Origin of the sequence: Chryseobacterium sp. CP-77, from assembly GCF_036362765.1 — a bacterium.
GTDB classification, from domain to species: Bacteria; Bacteroidota; Bacteroidia; order Flavobacteriales; family Weeksellaceae; genus Chryseobacterium; species Chryseobacterium cupriresistens.
Window position 1 is genome coordinate 1953009 of the sequence record NZ_CP143637.1, and the last position, 19096, is coordinate 1972104.

At 38.1% G+C, this 19096-nt stretch carries 22 protein-coding genes; 17 read left to right on the plus strand and 5 right to left on the minus strand.

The window, feature by feature from the left end:
• The first annotated feature begins 26 nt into the window (after positions 1-26).
• The 4 genes from V0410_RS08640 (at position 27) to V0410_RS08655 (ending at position 6603) form a co-directional block, all read left to right on the plus strand.
• A complete protein-coding gene (locus V0410_RS08640; protein WP_330747154.1) occupies positions 27-2666 on the plus strand; it encodes an McrB family protein in 2640 nt (879 codons plus the stop codon).
• On the plus strand, positions 2666-3916 hold the full coding sequence (locus V0410_RS08645; RefSeq protein WP_330747155.1) for an McrC family protein: 1251 nt from the start codon (positions 2666-2668) through the stop codon (positions 3914-3916). Before V0410_RS08640 ends, V0410_RS08645 begins: the two co-directional genes overlap by 1 nt.
• Before the next feature lie 235 nt (positions 3917-4151).
• Entirely contained in the window at positions 4152-4472 is a 321-nt protein-coding gene (locus tag V0410_RS08650) for a GIY-YIG nuclease family protein (RefSeq protein WP_330747156.1), read from the plus strand.
• A 988-nt stretch (positions 4473-5460) separates the two neighbouring features.
• A complete protein-coding gene (locus V0410_RS08655) occupies positions 5461-6603 on the plus strand; it encodes a 1-acyl-sn-glycerol-3-phosphate acyltransferase (protein WP_330747157.1) in 1143 nt (380 codons plus the stop codon).
• Between the two features lie 66 nt (positions 6604-6669).
• Here V0410_RS08655 and V0410_RS08660 read toward each other — a convergent pair whose 3' ends face one another.
• Positions 6670-7719 (minus strand): alpha/beta fold hydrolase, encoded by a 1050-nt coding sequence (locus tag V0410_RS08660; RefSeq protein ID WP_330747158.1) that lies wholly within the window; start codon positions 7717-7719, stop codon positions 6670-6672.
• 228 nt (positions 7720-7947) lie between these two features.
• Here V0410_RS08660 and V0410_RS08665 point away from each other — a divergent pair, with 228 nt between their 5' ends.
• The 3 genes from V0410_RS08665 (at position 7948) to V0410_RS08675 (ending at position 10109) form a co-directional block, all read left to right on the plus strand.
• On the plus strand, positions 7948-8493 hold the full coding sequence (locus tag V0410_RS08665; RefSeq protein ID WP_330747159.1) for a hypothetical protein: 546 nt from the start codon (positions 7948-7950) through the stop codon (positions 8491-8493).
• A gap of 79 nt (positions 8494-8572) precedes the next feature.
• Positions 8573-9181 (plus strand): Crp/Fnr family transcriptional regulator, encoded by a 609-nt coding sequence (locus tag V0410_RS08670; protein WP_330747160.1) that lies wholly within the window; start codon positions 8573-8575, stop codon positions 9179-9181.
• A 31-nt stretch (positions 9182-9212) separates the two neighbouring features.
• Positions 9213-10109: a cyclase family protein gene (locus V0410_RS08675; RefSeq protein WP_330747161.1), complete on the plus strand. Its 897-nt coding sequence runs from the start codon at positions 9213-9215 to the stop codon at positions 10107-10109.
• A 41-nt stretch (positions 10110-10150) separates the two neighbouring features.
• Here V0410_RS08675 and V0410_RS08680 read toward each other — a convergent pair whose 3' ends face one another.
• From V0410_RS08680 to V0410_RS08695, 4 genes are all read right to left on the minus strand, one after another.
• Entirely contained in the window at positions 10151-10579 is a 429-nt protein-coding gene (locus V0410_RS08680) for a DUF3592 domain-containing protein (RefSeq protein ID WP_330747162.1), read from the minus strand.
• Positions 10580-10689: 110 nt separating this feature from the next.
• Positions 10690-12177, minus strand: coding sequence for a serine hydrolase (locus V0410_RS08685; protein ID WP_330747163.1), 1488 nt, complete (start codon positions 12175-12177; stop codon positions 10690-10692).
• 88 nt (positions 12178-12265) lie between these two features.
• A complete protein-coding gene (locus tag V0410_RS08690) occupies positions 12266-12838 on the minus strand; it encodes a helix-turn-helix domain-containing protein (protein WP_330747164.1) in 573 nt (190 codons plus the stop codon).
• A 133-nt stretch (positions 12839-12971) separates the two neighbouring features.
• On the minus strand, positions 12972-14411 hold the full coding sequence (locus V0410_RS08695) for a hypothetical protein (RefSeq protein WP_330747165.1): 1440 nt from the start codon (positions 14409-14411) through the stop codon (positions 12972-12974).
• A 444-nt stretch (positions 14412-14855) separates the two neighbouring features.
• Between V0410_RS08695 and V0410_RS08700 the strand changes: the two genes are divergently transcribed.
• The 10 genes from V0410_RS08700 to V0410_RS08745 all read left to right on the plus strand — a co-directional run bounded on the left by V0410_RS08700 (position 14856) and on the right by V0410_RS08745 (position 19062).
• The gene (locus V0410_RS08700) at positions 14856-15071 is read left to right on the plus strand and encodes a RebB family R body protein (protein ID WP_034697211.1); all 216 of its coding nucleotides are present in this window, start codon (positions 14856-14858) and stop codon (positions 15069-15071) included.
• Positions 15072-15088: 17 nt separating this feature from the next.
• Complete coding sequence (locus V0410_RS08705) at positions 15089-15604, plus strand: hypothetical protein (RefSeq protein WP_330747166.1); 516 nt, start codon at positions 15089-15091, stop codon at positions 15602-15604.
• Between the two features lie 38 nt (positions 15605-15642).
• Positions 15643-15831 (plus strand): hypothetical protein, encoded by a 189-nt coding sequence (locus V0410_RS08710; protein ID WP_227941899.1) that lies wholly within the window; start codon positions 15643-15645, stop codon positions 15829-15831.
• Positions 15828-16655: a hypothetical protein gene (locus V0410_RS08715; protein WP_330747167.1), complete on the plus strand. Its 828-nt coding sequence runs from the start codon at positions 15828-15830 to the stop codon at positions 16653-16655. Before V0410_RS08710 ends, V0410_RS08715 begins: the two co-directional genes overlap by 4 nt.
• Before the next feature lie 41 nt (positions 16656-16696).
• Positions 16697-17080: a hypothetical protein gene (locus V0410_RS08720; RefSeq protein WP_330747168.1), complete on the plus strand. Its 384-nt coding sequence runs from the start codon at positions 16697-16699 to the stop codon at positions 17078-17080.
• A 20-nt stretch (positions 17081-17100) separates the two neighbouring features.
• Positions 17101-17328, plus strand: coding sequence for a hypothetical protein (locus V0410_RS08725; protein ID WP_330747169.1), 228 nt, complete (start codon positions 17101-17103; stop codon positions 17326-17328).
• A gap of 462 nt (positions 17329-17790) precedes the next feature.
• Positions 17791-18048 (plus strand): RebB family R body protein, encoded by a 258-nt coding sequence (locus V0410_RS08730; protein WP_110011409.1) that lies wholly within the window; start codon positions 17791-17793, stop codon positions 18046-18048.
• A 77-nt stretch (positions 18049-18125) separates the two neighbouring features.
• A complete protein-coding gene (locus V0410_RS08735) occupies positions 18126-18383 on the plus strand; it encodes a RebB family R body protein (protein WP_034697223.1) in 258 nt (85 codons plus the stop codon).
• A gap of 77 nt (positions 18384-18460) precedes the next feature.
• The gene (locus tag V0410_RS08740; protein WP_034697225.1) at positions 18461-18718 is read left to right on the plus strand and encodes a RebB family R body protein; all 258 of its coding nucleotides are present in this window, start codon (positions 18461-18463) and stop codon (positions 18716-18718) included.
• 86 nt (positions 18719-18804) lie between these two features.
• Positions 18805-19062, plus strand: coding sequence for a RebB family R body protein (locus V0410_RS08745; protein WP_034697227.1), 258 nt, complete (start codon positions 18805-18807; stop codon positions 19060-19062).
• The last annotated feature ends 34 nt before the right edge of the window (positions 19063-19096 follow it).

Here is a 19096-nt window from a genome sequence, read left to right on the forward strand (position 1 = left end):
CTAAACTAAACACCCAGGAAAACCAAATGTCAGTAATAGAAACAGCAACAAGTTATTTTGAACGCCTTATACAATCCGATGAATTTTACTTTCAAAAAGGAAAAGATGCATTAAAAAAATGGATGGATCTTTATTTATCCGATGAAGGACAGATAGAACTGCAAAATCTTTTAGAGGACTATACTACCTTTGCTGAAATTAAAGAGGGACATCAATTCTTTTCGATAAAGGAAATTCTCTTTAGTATTATTTCCTATTGTGATATTCACGCTCGTGGTAAAGCTTTTTATAATCAGTATGATGATAAAAGAGTATTAGCTAAAGCTGGGGTAAGAATGAAACCATGGGTCATCAATACTTTTAATTACAAATATCATAAAGACAATGTGAATATCACAGTGAAAAATGCCTTAGATATGCTGGCTACACCAGAAAACAATATCAATTCTATAGCATTAAGTCACAGAGAGCTTATATCAAACCATTACTTGAATCATCCCTATAATTCAGACACTTTTGTTTCTGAGTTAAAAGAAAAATTTTCGAATCTCGACAGAACCAGAAATCCGGAAAATCAAACATTACTAATAGCCGCCCATATCTATGACCAGAAAAAAGAATGGGATAAAAAGCAAATGGATTTTAAAACCTTTATTGCCAATCTAAAAGAATATACTGAGAAAAACCAACTCGAGTATGATTTTGGAAATCTTAATGGAAATAATATATGGATCTTTGATAAAGAACAGTATTTTAATCATAAAAGAGCTCATTATGAAGTGATCATAAAAAAGGGAAGTATTTCCGTTGACCTGCATTTTGAAGACGGTCATCAGAACGCTGAAAAATTGAGAACTCTGTTGGGTGAACTTCCTACTGATACTCTGGAGTGGAAAAAGTGGCACTTCGGAAACTCGGTTTCTCATATTAAGAAATTTACACTCTCCGATGAAGACCTTGTAGAAAAGGTAGTAGAATGCTTAGACGAGCTTTATGATGCTACCTCAGAAAAACTAATTGATGTTATAAAAAATATGAATTCAGAACTTACAATGAATACTGTAATTAATCATCCGCTTAATCAGATTTTATACGGCCCTCCCGGAACCGGTAAGACCTACAATACCATTAATAAAGCTATTCAGATCGCTAACCCTGATTTTGTTCTGTCTGATCATACCCGAAAGCAAATCAAGGACGAATATAAAAAGCTGGTAGATGAAGGAAGAATTGTGTTTACCACCTTCCATCAGAGCATGAGTTACGAAGATTTTATTGAAGGCATTAAACCTAAAATTGATGAAGATGAGAACGGAAATAAAAAAGTAATCTATGAGGTCGAAAGTGGAATTTTCAAAAGAATTGCTGATAAAGCCAGAAAACCAAGATTAAAAAGTGAAAATTCAGTAACACCATATACCTTTGATGATGCCTGGAGCGATCTTGTTCAGGATGCAAACAGACATCTGGAAGATGGAAATCCGCTTGTACTAACTATACAAACTCCGAATCTGGGATTGAAAATAGTGGATATTTCTGATAAAGGAAATCTAAATCTCAAGCCTATTTATTCTGAAGATTCAAAAATTTATACGATATCTTATTCCAGAGCTGAGAAATTGCAGCAGGCATTTCCTGATCTGTCCGTAATTAAAAATGTGAATACGGAATTCAGAGAAGTGATCGGTGGTTCCAATTCTACAGCGTATTGGTCTGTTTTAAATTATATCAATAATAAAATAAAAGAAAAATCTATTACCGAAGTAAAAGAAGAAACTCTTCCTCCCCTTCCTCATGTATTGATCATTGATGAAATCAACCGTGGAAATGTGTCTCAAATCTTTGGAGAGCTCATTACACTTATCGAAGAGGATAAACGTATTGGTAATAATGAAGCCTTAGAGATCATTCTTCCTTACAGTAAAAAGGAATTCGGAGTTCCTTCCAATTTATACATTATCGGAACCATGAATACAGCAGACAGAAGTGTGGAAGCTTTGGACACAGCGTTGAGAAGACGATTTTCATTTGAAGAAATGCCTCCTAAACCTGAGCTTCTGAACCCGTCAGCAATGATAGAAAATCTATTATGGGAATATAAAAGCTATGAATGGACCGACAAAGAATATCTGACTGAAGAGAATAAATTATTTTCTGTTTTAGGTGTTTCTGAAGACTTCAAAAAAGAAAAAGAAGGTATCTGGGAACAGATGAAAGAAGATAAAAAAAATAATATCGTCAGAGAATCCGGATATTTTCAAAGGTTTGATTTTGAAAGAATAAATTTTGAAAAATTATTGACCATCATAAACAACCGTATAGAAAAACTGATTGATAAAGATCACGCCATTGGACATGCTTATTTTATAGGAAAAGACAATACAACCATCAGAGATTCTTTTTATAAAAATATTATTCCTCTACTACAGGAGTATTTCTTTGGTGATTATGGCAAAATAGGATTGGTACTGGGCAAAGGATTTGTGAAAAAGAAAGTTACCGAATCATCTGTTTTTGCAGCATTTGATGACTATGAAAGTGAGTATTCAGAAAGAGAATCGTATGAAATCATAGATTACAGAAAACCAGATCATCATTATAAAATTGGAGATACCGACATGGATTTCTCGAAAGCTCTTCTATTGTTAATGAATCAGCCTGTTTAATGAAACCAATAGAATCCATTGTTGTTTTTGAGCATGAAAAGCTCTACTTTACTGATGAACATAAAAAACTAAAACTGGACCAGGCTTTAGAGAATTATTATGGAGATGGAACTCCTTTTTTTAGCCTTATAAAAAACGGTGTAAAGTTTAATCAACATGTAGGAGTCATAAGGATTGCCCAAACAACCATTGAAATTCTTCCGAAAGCAGATCATAACGGCAAAGATGAATGGAGACAGCTATTGCACGACATGATAAGAACGGTATGGGGATTTGAAGTAAAGGTCTCCAGCAGTGCTTCGTTAAAGCTGAAAAAAAACTCTATTCTGGATCTTTATTATGAACTGTATGTAAAAGAATTAGAGTATCTGCTTCACCGTGGACTCATCAAAAGATACAACAGGAAAGAGGGAAATCTGCATGCTTTAAAGGGGGCTCTGCAGTTTTCAAAACATATATCTCAGAATCTGGTTCACCACGAAAGATTTTATGTAAAGTACTCTCATTATGATGTCAATCATGAAATACACCGCATTCTCTACAAAGCTCTGAAGCTTATTGAACAGACTAACAGTAAACCGGATCTGAGCAGCAGAATTGGTACGCTACTGTTGAATTTCCCCGAAATGAGTGATGTCAAAGTCACAGATTCAACATTTGAGAAAATCAACTTTGACCGTAAAAATCAACATTATGAAAAAGCTCTGCAGATTGCAAAGCTGCTATTACTGAACTATCATCCTGATGTTTCAAGAGGGAAAAATAATGTACTTGCCTTAATGTTTGATATGAACCGTCTTTGGGAACAGTTTATATATGTTGTTTTAAAGAAAAATATACAGCATATTGATATCAAAGTAAGAGCCCAGCAATCCAAAGAATTCTGGAGATCAGAAAACGGAGCCAGCAGAATGAAACCTGATATTGTTCTGGAAGCTAATGGAAACAGAATTGTTCTGGATACAAAATGGAAAAACTTAAACGGAAATTATCTTCCGTCAATCGAAGATCTAAGGCAGATGTATGCTTATCACCGATATTTTAAAGCAACAAAAACAGCTCTGATATATCCGGGAGAAGAAAGCAAACTGATTAATGGGGATTATTCGGCTATAGAACATGATGAGGTTACCGATAGACTGACTTGCGGAGTTGCTTTCATTTCGACTCATCAAGATATTAAGCAATGGAAAGAGAATATTGTATCATTTGTGAAAGACAATTTTCTCGCTTCACACAAAACTTATTAAGGTAAATTTCGATTATTATAAAAGTTTAGATCCCTACGGAATGACTAGGTGGATGCTTCTGTGTGCGTGCATAGCCACTTACTTGCTTCGGACATACTACAACCTATTCACTTAGTCTATCCACAACGTTTGTCATTCCGATTTCTATGACAAAAGGTGGAATAAAAACAATTAAATCCAATTGAAAAAACAGTGGTATTATATTTTTTGTACCTTTTCTAAAACAAATACACAAATGACTGCATTTTCAAAAGGAAGATATACCTACTATATCTATATTCTTACCAATAAAAACCGAAGAGTACTTTATACGGGTGTTACAGGCAATCTGCACAGGAGATTGTATCAACACAAAACAAAGCTCAATCCACGCAGTTTCACAGCAAGATATAATCTTGAATTTCTCATTTATTATGAAAAATATAATTGGATTCATCATGCCATTCAAAGAGAAAAGGAAATTAAAGATTGGTCAAGAATTAAGAAACTTGAATTGATAAGGAGCACAAATCCTAATTTAGAATTTTTGAATTATTTGTTTGAGAATTGGCTTTGATATGGACTGTTCATATGAATAATAAAATAATATATTGTCAGATTGATAAAGTAGAAAGTTCATAGAGAATGTTTTTAAGAGTGTAGATTCCTGCGCAATGACAAAGTGGGCGCTTATTTTTTTTTGTGTACGTGTGTATAGTTATTTGCTTCGGACATACTACAACCTATTCGCTTAGCCTATCCGCAACGTTTGTCATTCCGTAGGAATCCAGGCACAGAAGCACTCTGATAATAATGATGATAAACTACTGCTTAGATTCCTGCGGAATGACAAGGTGGGCGCTTATTGGTGTGTATGTATGTGTGCATAGTTACTTGCTTCAGACATACTACAACCTATTCACTTAGCCTATCCACAACGTTTGTCATTCCGTAGGAATCCAAGCATAGAAGCATTCTCATGATAAATGAGGATAACTATTGTTTAGATTCCTGCGGAATGACAAAGTGGGCGCTTATTGATGTGTGTAAGTGAATAGTTACTTGCTTCAACATACTACAACCTATTCGCTTAGCCTATCCGCAACGTTTGTCATTCCGTAGGAATCCAGGCACGGAGAACTTTCTGAAGATAAATGAGGATAAACGATTGTTTAGATTCCTGCGGAATGACTAGGTGGGCGCTTATTTGTGTTTGTGTACGTGTGTATAGTTATTTGCTTCAACATACTACACCCTATTCACTCAGACTATCCACAACGTTTGTCATTCCCTAGGAATCCAGGGCACAGAAGCATTCTGATAATAATGATGATAAACTAACAGTATAGATTCCTGCGGAATGACTAAGTGGGCGCTTATTTGTTTGTGTTTGTTTTTGTGTTTATGTGTGCATAGTGAACGGATGAAGGAGTGCGTCAAGATACTTATTGCACAGCTGTTTCAACCAACTCCTACGCCCCTCATAATACTTTAACACCCTTTATACCCTCTCCCCCGATAAATTTTCGTTCTTTTGCAAAAAGTTTTAATTTTTACCTAACCGCATGTCTAAGTTTGATGAAATCCGGTATTTCAATGATCAGGAAGTGAATGAGAGATTACAGAGTATCGCCCGTGATCCCATGATGAAAGCCTTTATGAATTTCACTTTTCCTGATACGGATGAGCAGGTCTGGCTGGAACAGTTTAAGAATGTTCATTCCATCAGTGATTTTCAGCATCAGTTTGTAGCCTTTGCCGTTCGCCAGATTCTTGCAAAAAGTTCTGACGGTTTAACGACTTCAGGATTTGATAAGCTGGATAAAAACACTTCTTACCTTTTCATCTCAAACCACAGGGATATCGTTCTGGATACTTCACTGCTTAATCTGGTATTGCTGGAAGGGGGTTATGTAATGACAGCTTCTGCCATCGGAGATAATCTTGTGCGCAAGAAGTTCTTAAACGTACTGGCAAAACTAAACCGTAACTTTCTGGTACAAAGAGGTCTGCCACTTCGTGAACAATTGACAAGTTCACAAACAATGTCTGAGTACATTAAAGAGTTGCTCCTTCAGGAAAACCGTTCTGTATGGATTGCCCAGCGTGAAGGCCGTACCAAAAACGGTAACGATTCTACCCAGCAAGGTGTTTTAAAAATGCTTGCCATGGCAGCCGGAGACCAATCATTGACAGATTATTTTAAAACATTAAAGATTGTTCCGATTTCAATCTCTTATGAGTATGACCCTACAGATTCGTTAAAAATGCCTCAGCTGCTGGCACAACACAGGGATGAAGAGTACATTAAAGGTAAAAATGAAGATTTCACCAATATCATCAGCGGAATTCTGGGCCAAAAGAAACGCATCCACCTTCATGCCGGTGATGTTCTGGATAAAGAACTGGATGAAATTGCAGCGACCATTGACAACAAAAACAAACAGCTGCAGGCCATTGCACAGGTGATTGACCGTTCTATCATCAGTAATTATAAACTTTGGCCAACAAAGTACATTGCCTATGATCTGCTTCACAACACCAATACTTACGCTTCCGAATATACGGAGCAGGAAAAACAGTTGTTTGTCCGCAGGCTTGAAATGCGCATAGATCCTTCAGATCCTGTTTCCAGAGAGTATTTCCTGGCCATGTATGCCAATCCTTTGGTAAATAAGCTGAAGCTTGAAGAAGAATCTAAAAACTAGTTTAGGATAAAATAAATAAAAACCACTGTTGTTGAGCAGTGGTTTTGTTGTAATTCTTTCAGATTTTTATTTGGATTTCGACATGGAATCCACCTCTATGATTGCATCTGCGAATGCTTTTGGAGCTTCCTGCGGTAAATTATGTCCAATTCCACCTGTTAAGGTATGGTGTGTATATTTGCCTGTAAATCTGGAAGCATAACTTTCCGGTGCGGGAAATGCTGCTCCGTTAGCATCACCTTCCAAAGTAACCGTTGGAACTGAAATGGACGGAGATTTTGCCAGCCTGGCTTCAAGTGCATCATATTGTTTTTCTCCTTTTGCCAATCCCAGACGCCAGCGGTAATTGTGAATTACAATATCCACATGATCAGGATTATCGAATGCTTTGGCAGAACGCTCGTAAGTCTGGTCATCAAAAGCCCATTTTGGGGAAGCTGTTTTCCAGATCAGTTTATTAAAGGCTAAAGTATTGGCTGTATACCCCTTATACCCTCTTTCTGTTGAAAAATAATACTGATACCACCATAACAATTCGGCATTCGGGGGCAAAGGTTTTTCGTTTGCCTTTGGACTTCCAATCAAATAGCCGCTTACCGCTACCAGTCCGGTGCATCGTTCAGGCCACAGGGCTGCCATGATATCTGCAGTTCTAGCTCCCCAGTCGAAACTGCCAATGATGGCCTTATCGATTTTCAGGGCATCCATAAAAGCAATGATATCCAATGCAACAGCACTCTGCTGACCGTTGCGTTTGGTATTGGGAGAAACAAAGGTCGTTGTACCATATCCTCTTAAATACGGGACCAGAACACGGTAACCTTTTTCAGCAAGTATAGCGGAGGACTCTTCAAAACTATGGATATCATAGGGCCATCCATGAAGAAGGATAACCGGTTTTCCATTGGCCGGACCTACTTCTGCATATCCAACGTTCAACAACCCGGCTTTGATTTGCTTTGTATTTTGAAACGCAGATCTGACCGCTGTGTTTTCCAGGTCTTTTTCACCCTTGGTATACGTCTGTGCATGTAAAAACAATAATCCTGCTCCCATCAAAATAATCAGGGACAAAACGGATTGTATTTTTTTACTGAAGTTCAATGTAGTATTCATAATAGTGATGTTTTGTGATGGTAAAATTATGGTAAAGCCAAGCCGGAAGTAAGTGCAAATACGTTAACAAGGTCATATTAAACGGTGAATCCTGAATTTCGGGCGGTAAACCGGACAGGAGAAAAAACAACAGTGCTATATATTATGATGTTAATGGACAAAAACATTATTCATCACCATAATTTTTTTCTAAAAGCATTATCTTCGTATCTGGAAAAAATTGACAAAATGAAGAAATTCCTATTGCTGGCTTCGGCTGTATTCGTTCTCCATTCATGTGTGGTAAGAACAGCTACTAAAGTGGTTTCCGGAGCGGTAAATTTAAGTTACAAAGCGGTAAAAGGAACCGTTAACGGAATCAGCTGGGCAGTGAGCAAAGCTAAGGGAAAAATTGATGAAGACCGTCTGGATGGTACCTGGAAAGTAGTGGGCGTTTACCGTGGTTCTTTTGAAGATTTTTCAAAAGATCAGAATCCTGATGGTTCATTTACTTCGGAATGTACGGAAGGTTTTGATCAAATTGTTTTCAAGGCTAAGAAGTCTAAATTCAAGCCCGTGCATTGCAGCACACAGGATGAAGATTGGGTAAAATATTCAATGGAATTCGGAAAAAATCCTTCAACGAAGGAAAAGGAGAATTATATCGAATACAATTCCAATAGCTATATTTCCGTTATCGATGTAACCAATAAAACAATGGTTCTGGAAGGCAATCTTATGCCTAAATTGGGATTTTCCGAAGCTAAATTATATCTTCTTGAAAAAGTAAAATAGAACTAAGGGCTGTATTTTGCAGCCTCTGTTTTTGTAGTATCACCTGCAGTTTCTTTTCACTGTTTAAACCTTCAAAACCATGCATGATCTTAGTCCTTTCTTCGAAACAGCAATATATCCTTTGTTTGATCTTACTGATGAAGAAAAAGAAATACTCCTGGCTGAAGCAAAAATACAGCATTTGGAAAGCAACAGTTATATCATACGGGAAAACTCAAAGGCTGACAATCTTCTTTTCCTCCAAAAAGGCGTTGTCAGAAGCTTTTATGTGAAAGACCACAGGGAGATCAATACCGAATTTTTCTTTGAGCATGATTTTTTTACAGCACTGACAAGCTATCTGACCGGCGAAAAGACATCTCTTAATTTTCAATGTCTGGAAGCTTCAGAAATTATTGTTCTTCCCAAAATAGTGACAGACAGGTTTTTAAAAGATCCGAAATGGCATCAGTTCATGAATCAAATCCTTGCGAAAGAGTTTATTAAAAAATGCCGCCGTGAAAGCTCTTTCCTGCTTCAAGATTCTTATGAACGGTATCTTTATTTTCTTGAACAGTTTCCGCATTCTGAAAACAGAATTCCTCTTTTCCATATTGCTTCTTATCTGGGAATGAGTCCTGAAACCTTAAGCAGAATCCGTAGTAAAAAATTAAGGCCAATTGACTTAAGTCAAGTAAACAGGATCTGATTTTCTTCACTTTTGTCTAAATATTTTAATAATGGACAAAAGAGTACAATTTGATTTTGAAGTGTATTTTACCAATGGGGGAAGCCTTAAAGGGGAAGAATTCAGACTTGACATTACAGGAGATCATATTACAGACCAGGAACTGATTGATTATATTATTGATGATCTCCGGCTTCTTATGGCTGGTAAAGTCAATATCCTGAATAAGCAGATCATTAACGAACCCCATAAAAGAAAGACTGTAAAACAAAAACCTCCTGCGGAACGGCTGATCGATCTGAGCCACACGATTGAAGAAGGACTTATTACTTATAAAGGGCTTCCGGCGCCTCATATCTGTGATTATCTCAGCAGAACAGAATCACAAAAATTGTATGAGGAAGGAACTTCGTTTCAAATTGGTAAGATTGAAATGGTTACGAATACAGGAACTTATATCGACTGTCCTTTCCACAGGTTTGAAAACGGAAAGGATACCGCTGAGATGGAACTGGAAAAACTGGCTGAATTAGAAGCGGTAGTAATCCGGATTCCTTATACGGAGACATTGGAGATTACAGATCAATATCTCAGAAACAGGGAAATCAGAAATAAGGCAGTACTTATCCATACCGGATGGGACCGCCACTGGAACACCGAAACCTATTATGAAAATCATCCTTACCTTACACAAAGCGCGGCAGAATATCTTAAAGACTGCCAGGTAAAACTTGTAGGGATTGACTCTCATAATATCGATAACACAACAGGCAAAAGCCGGCCTGTACACACCATCCTTCTGGGCGCTGAAATAGTAATCGCGGAACATCTTTGTCATCTGGATCAGCTTCCTGATGAAGGTTTTACCTTTACAGCTGCCCCGCCAAAATTCAAAGGAGCCGGAACTTTTCCGGTAAGGGCTTTTGCTTCAGTACAACAAAACTTATAAAGAGTTTCCTTGAAAACAGCTCAAGAAATTGACAATGAAGATTATTTCAAAAACCGTTCTGCAATAAAATACCCGCTTCCCACCACCAGTAGTGGAAGTGCTATTGAGATCAGGATTAAGGGCCAGGCAAAAATTCTGAAATAGGTATATAAACTTACTGAAGAAGGGTCTTCAGGATCATAGATCACAGTCTCTGTTTCCCCAATGGCCCATGCTGAGGGATTGGTTCCTTCCGCCAGTTCAAAAGTATGCTCCATATTATTTTGCGACCGGAAGGTAAAGACAGGGCTGAATACGGTTCCCTCCGATTCATATTCCCTTAATGAGGTAACGGTTGCCGTTGCCTTTTCTGCTTTTTTCAGGAATGAAAGAGTATTTTTGAAACTTAATAATGCTGCTGCAAACAGAATGATACCTGCCGCAAGGATGAGATAATATTGCCACATAGCTTTCGTTTTTTTTCTGTTCATCGTATTGCATCCGAAACAAATATTTTGATTATCTTTCTTGTTTTCAGATTGATACCCCGAAGATACAAAGATTTACCATATCATTATTTTACCCTGACAAAACCAATCTGCTATCTGGTTTCTATATCTACAATTTTCTTCCCTTCCTTACCAAGATAATGGCGAACCAGCTTCTCATACACTTTATAACCATCATCAATATTGGTGAAAATTACAATTCCTTTACCTGAACCGGGTATTATGATGGCAATACATTGTGTGCCTTTATCAGCTCCACCGTGTGACAAGACATAATCACCGTTTCCCAGGTCATATATCTCGAATCCCATGCCGAAATATTTTTGATCTTTTACTTTCACCTGTTTTTTGATCATTTCCTGAAAAACATCCGGTTTCAGATTTTTTCCTTTCATGACCCTCACCATAAAATTCCCGTAATCTTCAACCGTAGTATGGAGATCGTCAGCGGCATTGGCTGTATTACTTTTTTCAAAGAGGTAAGCTTCCCCTTTTTCATTATATCCTGTTACAAATCTTGATTCATCAGTATTCTTATCCCAAATGTAACTGGTATCCTTCATTTTGAGAGGCTGGAAGACGAATTCCTGTGCAAGCTGCTCCAATGTTTTCCCAAACTTCTTTTCCAGTGCTTTCCGAAGGTATTCAAAACCTTCTCCTGAATATTGGTATCTGGTGCCGGGGTCAAACTGAAAATTCAGTTTTTTATCTGCATTCATCCATCTCCAGTTGGGAAAACCTGTCTGGTGGCTCAGGATCATTCTGGTGGTTAATTTTTTATGCCTTGAATCGTTGGCAATATCTGGATCTGTCCAATAGGCATCAAGAGGTTCATCAAGCTTCCATTTCCCAAGACTTACCAATCGTAATACAACCATTGCCGTAACAGGTTTTGTAAGTGATGCGACATTAAACAAGGCATTATCAGGCGCTGAAATTCCTTTCCTGATCTCGCCGAAAACTTTCGCCTGCTGTAATTTTCCATCTTTGATAATTCCTAATCCCAGCGTTGGAATATTGTTTTCTTTCAGCCAGCTTTGCATCGACTGATCGTTATCAAACATGGTTTCACTATCGGTAGTCTGCTTCGGATGATGATTAAAACTCAATGAATTTTTAAGCTTCCACTCATTATTTTCCAGCATCCATAAATGGGTAAATTTTGCTTCCCCGACTAGTTTCTCAGCTTGGCTTCCCATCTTTTCATAAAAAAGGTGATCTCCGTTCTGAATGGTAGCATAGATCTTTCCCTCTTTATACATGGGATAGATTTCTGTGCTTTTATCAACAAGCACTCTTCTTATCTGATAGGTCTCCGGGGATTTGCATAATCCGTTTTTAAAATCAATGATAAATTTTTCCCTGCTCTCAAAGCCGCCTTTATCGTGATAAAATTCAAACTTTTCGCTTAACAGGTTTTCCATCAGTTTAATGTTGCAGGTATTGTAGCCCACAGAAAAAAACAGGCTGTCTTTCGACATAATGGTTTTATACAGAGGATCTGTTTTTTCTGTTTGTGCCTGCGTGATATTCATCAACAGCATAAAAAAAGGAAGGAAGAATTTTGAAGACTTTGACATTGTTATTTTTTTTGACAAAGATTCTACTTCATTTCCTTTTTTGGGTAAAAATGAACCCGACAAAAACCCGACAAAGTCCTGACAGGTTTTATATCATACTGAATTTCAGTCTGAAATAAAGTTTTTTATTCTTATCTATTTCGGCTGCATTCCGAAGGATAATAAATACATTGGAAAGCACAATCAGGATCATCAGGATCAGGGTAAACTGTTTTCCGAACTTTAAAAAGATGCCGAGCATGAAGGTGATAGGTGCCATCACTGTCCAGATCATCTGAACAGAAATAATCTGTCTTGCAAGACTGTTTCTCTGCTTCATACTATGCATGAGAATAAGCGGTACAAAAATATTGAGTGGCGGTAAAAGAGTAAAGATGAGTGAGGAAAGGTTAATGATTTTAATGTATGAATAATTGATTGGAGCTTCCTCTTCTTTTACTTCTATTTCAATCTCATCTGTTTCTGAAATTATTTGTGGTTGATCCTGCTGTAATTCAATCTCTTCTATTCCTAAGGCCTGAGCCAGTGCTCTGAGGGTATGTCCTTTAGGTTCTGTTCCCGATTCTATACGTTGAATGGTTCTTACAGAAATCTTTGATTGTTCTGACAGTTCTTCCTGAGTCAGGTTCTTTTGTTCTCTTATGGCTTTTAGCTTGGACATTGTTGAGGTATTCGGAAAATATTTTGGCTAATTTACTGTTTTCATTATTAAAATCTTTTCCTAGATCCGAAGATATTTAAATTATTAGTCTTACAAAACAAATGCATCCTGAATAGTTTCAGGATGCAGTCTCTTACCCTTCAAGCAGTTTTTCGTAGTTTTTACTTCGCTGAGGGACGTACCTTTCATATGCTGTTTCTCTTTCTACCCAGTCTGCAGGTTGCAGATAACTAAGAATAATCTTCATATCGTTTTCGCTGAAACCTTCTGAAAAGCTTTCCTTACCTTTTTTAGGTATAGCACTCGGAGGAATATTATCTTTACGGGAAGGGGCCATTTCGGGGCCTGCATATATTTTCTTTCTGGCCTCTCCTTCATCGTCTATTTCTTTTATCTTTTTTTCGAGGTTTTTAATAGTTTGACTTTGCGGACTTTCCCCACTTTCTTTTAAACTTTTAATATGATCTTCAAATGGTTGCTTCCTTTCCCGGATTTCTTTGTTTATTTCCTGAATCTGATATTGAATAAATTTACCGGATCTTGTAGGAGGCTCTGCCAATACAAGTCTCTCATATCCTGTTGCTTTACCAGTTCCCTCTGTAAAACCATCTCCTTTATCAAACCAGCTGGTCATTCTGTCTCCGCTTTCACTGCCTTTTTCTTCCATATACCGAACCTTATATCCCAGCATGGCCATCACTTCCAGATTACCGCTTCTGAACCCGAGATGTTTTACATTCTGAAAGTGTGTATCCAAATATTCATACAGCTTAAACTGTCCCATACGGGTGTTTCCTCCCCATGCTTTCAGTTCCGGAGAATTTCCTTTCCAGAATTCCGTAATATTGAAAACTTTTCTGGATGGAGACTTGCTGTTAATTTCATCAGCTGTTTCATCATATTTCTTTGCTCTTTCTTTCAGATATCCTTTATCCCCGGTAATGATAACGGCATCATACATATCTGCCACCCTGTGCACAATCTGCTTGATTCCCCAATAGCTGGTATCATGTTCTATATGGATATCACCTCCCTTTCCGCTGAAACGGGACCATAAAATTAATAGATTATTACCGCTTGTCGGGATTCCCTGGGTTTCCAGCCATATTCTTATTGCATTATCCTGGCTTCCGTTGATGTCCCATGCGTTTCTTAATGCAGTTCTCATGTTATCAGAAAAGTTGTCCGCGATATACCGTGTGCCTTCTCCTACAGGTTTGTAGTAGTTTCTGATTATTTCTCCTCTTGAAATATTATTATCATAAATTTTTACAAGGGTGACTACCTTTTTTTTAAGTTCGCTTGCCAGCCCCGGACTCCGCACTTCGGCCACATTATGAGTATGGATCCTGCTTTCATCTATTCCGGAACTTCTGTAGAATTCTATAATAGATTTGCTGTTATCATAAGGGTCTGTCATATTTCTGTCTTTATCCATTGTTGTAGAAATCAACACATGGTATCTTTCATTGTTTATTAAAGTGGCGGCAATGGCAAACATGTCTCCTGTTGCGTATCCCGGCTGCACTATGATAAAGGGAATTACTGTTTCTTCGCTGTTCTGATTATTCATAATATAATTTTAATGTTAGAATAGGTTATCAGACAAATTTCAAGGTAAAGCAAGGACTGGTATAGAGGGGAAGCTCCCATTTTCAGAAACTAGGGGTTTTCCCTTATTTGCGGATGATGTATTCGGGTTTCGGGTTTCGGGATTTTTGGGTTCGGGATTCGGGATTTTGGGTTTCGGGATTCGAGTGTTTGAGTGTTTGGGTGTTTGGGTGTTTGGGTGTTGATCAAATTAAACTTATAGAATCGTTTTTTGGTTTATCATTATTAAAATACTATGTATTCTATCAAAAATTCACCCATAAGAGAATTCCCTTATTTTTTAAAATTCCGTTTTTTCCCTTAATGAAGATTTATTCTGATTGCTGAAATTTGTATCAGACAAAAGAGATCAACAATCTCATAGTCAACATTTAGTAAAAAAATAGTAACCCATTAAAACCAGAATATGGCAGAAACAGTAAACACCCAGACTACAGATGCAGTAACGCAGACTAACGTTACCGTACTTGGTGAGTCTCCCGCACAGGCTATGAGTATGCTTTACCAGATGGCCACCCATGCCAGTGGAATTTCCATTCAGAATTCTGTGACAAACCAGCAGAACTTGAACCAGCTCAACCCTGCGATTGTTGCAGATGCCATTAAAATTTTAAAAGGATAATTTAAAACCTTACCATCATGAGTGAAAACAACAGTGAAACCCAACAATCCCAGGCAGCCAATGCTACCACTCCGGCGGAGAAAGCTGTAGTATTTGTGAACAGTGAGGTACTGGCTCCGCCTAAAGCTTCTCCAATGACCGGAGTAACCAAAGTAATGATAGAACAGTCTACAGGAATGATGGTTCAGGATTTACAGTCTTTTCTAAAAGGATTTGAGCAGGTAGGTCTTATTGCATTAAGCAGACTGGCTAATAATCTACTGACCTATGGAACCACTTTCGGGCCGGCGCCTGGGAGTAAAGAAACCTCTGTTCAAATGGCTGAAAATATTCAGGGTCAGGATGCAGGAAAAGGCAATGAAATGATGAAGGACTTATTCAAAATGGTAAGTGATTATGCTGAAGTAAAGGCAAAAATTTCCAATACGATCTATAATGTCAACGCGCTTCCTGTCTCAGAAGCACTTCCTTCTCCCCCATCCTATACGGAAGTTTCTGATGAGACAGAAGGTCCCGAAAAAAAAAACGGGTAGATCCGGTTTCGGAAGAGACCTCCTCAGAAACAGAAAGTATGAGAAAAAGCTTTATCACGGCTGATCACGGGGGCAAATTAGTATTAAAGTCGGTTAAACTGACACAGCCACTTGTAAAACCAGAGATCAAAGAAGCGGTAATTCCTTCGGTCGAAACTGAAGGTGATCCCAAGAAAAAAACAATAATAGCCCAGCTCATTGAAAAAATTAAAATAAATAAAAGATGAATTATTCCTCAGTAACCAAACCCGCCAAGATTTTAAATCTGGAAAGCTTAGATGATTTAAATGAAAGACTTTATCTGCTCAAAAGCAATGAAATCAGTTATCTGGACACCAAAAGTTCAGAACCTAAAAAGACGGAGCACAATTCGGAACGATTTGTATTTAATCTTCAGACATCGGACATTAATATTCAACCGTCTTTACGACTGGTTAACTGCATCGGCAGAGGAGGCAAAAGGTACAACCATTTTCAGTCTTTTGTAGTGGAGCCTAAAGATAAATCGACAGGAATTGCCGTAATCATGGTCAAGCTGGATGATCCAAAGGTATTTTACTGCAATGTAAGAATCCTGCCTCTTACCACCCTGAACGAAATTGCAGTTCCTAATTATGATTCAAAACTTCTCACGATCAATCTTGAAAGATCAAAATGGATACTGAAATCAGATATTACGATTACTCCCTCTAATACGGGTGAAGCTCAGTATTCCGTACATGATGTGGATGTAAGTACCATTTCCGAACTGGTTACCCAGGATGAGATGGTTGCCTTAAAAAGAGAACTGGAATTTCAGGCCTCCAAGCTCATTGCCCATTATTTTCAGGAAATCCTGAGTATCATAGTAAATGAAGCTCCATCCGGCAGTAAATCTCTGATTATTCCGGATGAATATATCCTGACCCTTCCTGCGCATCAGTTAAAAGAAATGCTGACTGCCAGTGCTATTTCTGCATGTATTGCTTTAGAGATTACAGGTTACAACGTTGTAAAAGACCTCAACCGGGATTGGAAATCTGCGTCTGCATTTATTAACTATCTGCTGTAACAAGACATTTTCTTTTTTTACAATAGTATAAAACAATAAGTATGCGTAAAAGAATCCGCAAGAAAGCTCCTGCTCCCCAACCTCCGGAACCTGTAACGGAACCTGAGATGGTGGAAAAAGAAATCATGCCTTTTGTGTTAAGACATGAAGATGAAATTATCAGCTATATCAGGGACAAAGCTGTCAAAGAGACCATGAAGTCGCTTGCCCCTCTCCTGGAAAAACTGGAAGAAGCCGTAAAACAGCACGAAGCGGCTTCTGCCCCTGTTGCTGCTCCACCACCGCCTGAAACCCCTGTCATGAATTATGAAGAACAGCTGAAAAAGCTGCAGGAAGCCTCTACAGCAAAAGTAAAGGAGAAAGAACTTAAAATAATTGAGCGGATGAATAAGCTGAATACAAGATTGGGTAATATCAAACCTTAGAACCACCAAAACGAATTAATATGAACGAAATTGATACAATCGTTACCGGAATGTCTACCGCAGTACCTCAGGCTATTTCCGCACAGGTAAGCGCACATTCCACCGGACAGATGCAAATCAATTCTGCATTGAATCAGCAACGGAATGCTATGACCGGGATCAGCCATTATGTGATGGGATTAAAAAAAATGAGTCCCAAAAATATAAAAATAAAGGAATTGGAGTCATTTAAAAAACAGCGTTTCTAATTCCTTTTCCACACAACTACGGATGCGGTTTATTTCTCTGCAAAGATGAAATCCGGTGCCCTCAGCATATATACAATCAGGTCAACATTTATTTTTTGCACCGCCTTTCAGATGCTGTCGATGTACAAAAGCAATCATTCAGAATCCATCGTTAGCCCAAAGGGATCCGACATTGACAGCATACCTGCAGCAGGAATTTATTTTTAAGACAGATATTAAAATAAGACCGCATCCTTTTTAGAAAAAATATGCTTTAAACTCGCGCAGATTTTACAGACAGGGGTTTCAGCCATTGTATTCAGAGCCACCCTTCAGAGCCAATTTATTCATAACCTGTCTATACCAATGTTTTTGAAACGCATTGATCTGCAGGATCTGTGGTGAGTTTAAAACCCAGATATAAACTAGTTTACTTCAATAATTTATTAACCGAGATCCGATCTCAAAAAAACAATTACCATTATGCCAGTTAATGAACAAATCACAGACGCAGTAACACAATCGAACGTAAAAGTAGTGGGAGAATCTCCTGCAATGGCACTAGCCAACGTGTATCAATCTGCAGCCCATTCTACAGGAATCATGTTTGAAAATGCGGTAAACACGCAAAATCAGCAGAATATTTTAGGCCAGGCGGCAACCACTCAGGGAATCCTGCAGATCTATAGCCTGGACACTGTAGCAGACGCAGTTTCTATGGCTAAGATTCTTAAGCCTTAATTTTTAAACTTTTTGATAAAAGTAATCACCTCAGCCGGAAAGCCCGGTTGTTTTTAACCCAATAAATCATCATCATTATGCCAGTTAATGAACAAATCACAGACGCGGTAACGCAGTCTAACGTAAAAGTAGTGGCAGAGTCTCCTGCAATGGCGTTAAGTAATGTGTATCAATCTGCTGCACATTCTACAGGAATTATGTTTGAAAATGCGACCAACGCTCAAAATCAGCATAATATTGTTACCCAGGCGGCCACTACACAGGGTGTAACTCAAATCTACAGCAAAGATACCATCGCTGATGCGCTTTCTATTGCTAAAATTCTTAAACCTTAATCATATTTTGCCTACCGCAAAATAAATTAACCCGCCGGAAAACCCGGTAATTTTAATCAAAATAAACAATAATCATTATGCCAGTAAACGAAAAAATCACAGACGCAGTAACGCAATCCAACGTAAAAGTAGTAGCAGAATCTCCTGCAATGGCTCTAAGTAACGTATATCAGTCAGCAGCACATTCTACAGGAATCATGTTTGAAAATGCAATCAACACTCAAAACCAGCAGAATATTGTTACCCAGGCAGCCACTACCCAGGGAGTCACTCAAATTTACAGTCTGGATACGATAGCCGATGCGGTTTCTATTGCTAAAATCCTTACTCCGTAATCACTTTTTTACGAACCTATTATAATCAATTATCCGAACAGCCGGAAACTCCGGTTGTTTTTTAACCTCAATAAACAATAATCATTATGCCAGTAAACGAACAAATCACAGACGCGGTAACGCAATCCAACGTAAAAGTAGTAGCAGAGTCTCCTGCAATGGCGATGGCCAACGTATACCAATCAGCAGCTCATTCTACGGGAATTCTTTTTGAAAATGCAGTGAATACCCAGAACCAGCAAAACATTGTTACTCAGGCGGCGACTACACAAGGCATTGCACAGATCTACAGCCTGGATACTGTGGCTGATGCAGTTTCAATTGCTAAAATCCTTAATCCTTAATTCGTTTTTGCGAATAGCTTAAATACATTATCCG